This window comes from Pseudomonas sp. CFBP13509 (genome assembly GCF_005233485.1).
Taxonomy (GTDB): Bacteria; Pseudomonadota; Gammaproteobacteria; order Pseudomonadales; family Pseudomonadaceae; genus Aquipseudomonas; species Aquipseudomonas marginalis.
Genome location: NZ_QGAA01000045.1, coordinates 1 through 2,958 on the forward strand (window position 1 = coordinate 1; position 2,958 = coordinate 2,958).

General features: G+C 62.6%; 3 protein-coding genes. All 3 read right to left on the reverse strand.

Annotated elements, in window-relative coordinates:
• Positions 1 to 92: 92 nt before the first annotated feature.
• The 3 genes from PspCFBP13509_RS31215 to PspCFBP13509_RS31225 are packed head-to-tail and all read right to left on the reverse strand — an operon-like array spanning position 93 to position 2,615.
• Positions 93 to 809 carry an ABC transporter ATP-binding protein gene (locus tag PspCFBP13509_RS31215; RefSeq protein ID WP_137213195.1) on the reverse strand — a complete coding sequence of 239 codons (717 nt, stop codon included), beginning with the start codon at positions 807 to 809 and terminating at the stop codon, positions 93 to 95.
• Positions 806 to 1,633, reverse strand: a complete 828-nt coding sequence (locus PspCFBP13509_RS31220; protein ID WP_065948672.1) for an ABC transporter permease — start codon at positions 1,631 to 1,633, stop codon at positions 806 to 808. Before PspCFBP13509_RS31220 ends, PspCFBP13509_RS31215 begins: the two co-directional genes overlap by 4 nt.
• 10 nt (positions 1,634 to 1,643) lie before the next feature.
• Positions 1,644 to 2,615, reverse strand: coding sequence for an aliphatic sulfonate ABC transporter substrate-binding protein (locus PspCFBP13509_RS31225; RefSeq protein WP_065927771.1), 972 nt, complete (start codon positions 2,613 to 2,615; stop codon positions 1,644 to 1,646).
• Positions 2,616 to 2,958 lie beyond the last annotated feature (343 nt).

Here is a 2,958-nt window from a genome sequence, read left to right on the forward strand (position 1 = left end):
TGTTCTGTCAGGTAAACCACAGCGCCTGGTTTTGGGTCTGCTGCGCAGCCCAACGCGGGGCAAGCCCGCTCGCCACAGGTTAGGAGTAGTCCTCAGATCACGTGGGCACGCTGCAACTCGGTCAAGGCCAGCGCCTTGAGCCGGGCCAGCAGCGGGTCACGCCGATCCCTCGGATGCGGCAGGTCGACCGTCAGCTCCTGGCGAATGCTGCTGGGCCGGTTGTCCATCACCAGTACCCGGTCACTCAGGTACAGCGCTTCGTCCACATCATGGGTCACCAGCAACAGGGCGATGGCGTGGTGCGCGGCCAGTTGCAGCAGCAAGTCCTGGAGCTTCATGCGGGTGAAGGCATCCACCGCACTGAACGGTTCATCCAGCAACAGCACCTGCGGACGTGAATACAGGCCGCGTGCGATCGCCACCCGCTGTGCCATGCCGCCGGACAATGCCTTGGGCAGCGCCTGGGCGAAGCCCTTGAGGCCGACTTCCTCGATCAATTGTGTGACCCAGGCCCTGTCGTAGCGGTTGTCATCGCTGAAACCAATGTTCTGCTCCACCGTGAGCCAGGGCATCAGGCGCGGTTCCTGGAACACGAACGCCACGTCGCCGTCAGGGCTGCGCAGTTCGCCCTGGAAGTCCTTTTCCAACCCGGCGACGATCCGCAGCAGGGTACTTTTGCCACAGCCGCTGGGGCCCAGCAGGCTGACCGCTTCGCGCGGCTGCAAGGCCAGGCGTACATCTTTCAATACGGTGGTGCTGGCAAAGCTTTTACGCTCCACCCGAATGTCCAATAACGGCTGCGTACTCATTGTTCCGCTCCTTGGCCGGTGAAGGTGTCGCGCCAGGCCAGGCAGCGTTTCTCCAACGCCGCGAGCAGGCCGTCGCTGACCTTGCCCAGTAGCGCCAATACGATAATGGCGGCCAGCACGATGTCGGGCCGAGAGGTTTCCCGCCCATCGCTGAGCAGGTAACCCAGGCCCTTGGTCGCCGCGATCAGTTCGGCCGCCACGAGGAACATCCACGCCAGGCTCAAGCCACTGCGCAACCCGGTAAACAGGCCGGGCAGGGCGGCGGGCAGCAGGATCCGGCGCACCAGGCGGCGGCGACTGAACCCGTACATTTGCCCGACTTCCACCAGCTTGCGATCAATATCGCGAATCGCCGCGACGCCATTGAGGTACACCGGGAAAAACGCGCCAATGGCGATCAGCACAATCTTCGAGGTTTCATCGATGCCCAGCCAAAGCAGCAGCAAGGGCACCCAGGCCAGGCTCGGGATCGAACGCAGGCCGGCGAAGGTCGGCTCCAGATAGGCTTCGGCTTCACGGCTCAAACCGACCCAGGCGGCGAACACCAGGGCCAGGCCGGCGCCGATGGCAAAGCCCAGCAGCACGCGGGCGAGGCTGGCGCTGATGTGTTTCCACAAGGCGCCCTCGGCGAGGTCGGTGAGGGTCACGGCGATCTCGCTGGGCGCCGGCATCTGGTAGGACGGCAGCCAGCCCACCCGCACGACCCCTTCCAGGATCATCAGGATCAGCACCGGCAAGACCAGGCCTTTGAACCGTCGTGGCCAGGCGCTGCGCTGGCTGACTGCGGGGGCCGGAAGGGGCAATGCCTGGCTTTTGCTGGTCATCGCGCGCCCCTTATTGCTTCGACAGGGTTTGGCCAAACGAAGGGTCGATCAGTTGATCGATCACCTGGTCCACATTCACCCCACGACGCACCAATTCCTCGGACACCAGGATCGGCGCCGCCGCCTTCGACGACTGCACATCCTTGGCGCTCAACAACGGCGTGCTCAGATCGGTACGCGACAATTGCAGCTTGGCCACTTCCAGCGGCAGGCCGGATTCATCCGCCAGCAACCTGGCGAATTCATCGGGGTGCTTCACCGCCCAATCCCGGGCTTTTTCATACGCCCCGAGCACCTTGGTGATGGTCTGTGGGTGCGCCTTGGCGAACTGCTCGGTGACGCTCACCACGCCGTAGCTGTTGAAGTCCTTGTTGCGGTACAGCAGGCGCGAACCGGCCTGGATTTCACTCGCGGCCATGTGCGGGTCGAGGCCGGCCCAGGCGTCCACGTCACCTTTTTCCAGGGCGGTGCGACCGTCGGGATGTTGCAGGTGCACCAGCTCCACGTCGTCTTTTTTCAGCCCGGCCTGTTGCAGGCTGCGCAGGGTGAACAGGTACGGATCGGTGCCTTTGGTGGCGGCGATTTTCTTGCCCTTCAGGTCGCTGACGCTGTTGAGTGGTGAGTCCTTGCGCACCACCAGGGCGGTCCACTCGGCGCGGCTGTAGACGTACACCGATTTGATCGGGCTGCCATTGGCGCGGCTCAACACGGCGGACAAGCTGGCGGACGAAGCGAAATCCACGCCGCCGCTGTTGAGGTATTCCAGGGAGCGGTTGCTGCCCTGGCTCAGGACCCAGCCGACCTTGCTGTGGGGCAGGGCCTGTTCCAGCCAGCCGAAGTGCTTGAGCACCAGGCTGACCGGCGAGTAGTAGGCGTAGTCGAGGTTGACTTCGGCGGGATCGGTTTCGGCGGCATATGCCTGCGCCTGCAGGCTCAGGACGAGGGCGCAGGCGCCGAGTACACGCTGGGTGAAGGGTTTCATGGAACAGCTCCGGACAAGGCGTTGAGAGAAGGCTTTTCTTATATTCAGAAAACTGATTCGGCATGTTCCATCATGCTTTCCAGGAATATGCAGTCTCTATGCCAAGGCCAGCGCTCCCCCGCGTAGATAACGTCTTAACCGTAAATATCGCCTTATCCACATCCGTAGCAGCTGCCGAGCGCAAGCGAGGCTGCGTCAGGCGCGCTGCCGATTCAGGCTCGAGTCGCGGCCGACGCAGCCTCGCCGGGGCTCGGCAGCTGCTACCAGGGGAGCAAATTGTTGATCAGATGTTGGTAAGGCAACAGTGTTCATATGCGTTTATAGAATAAATAAATAGTTATAT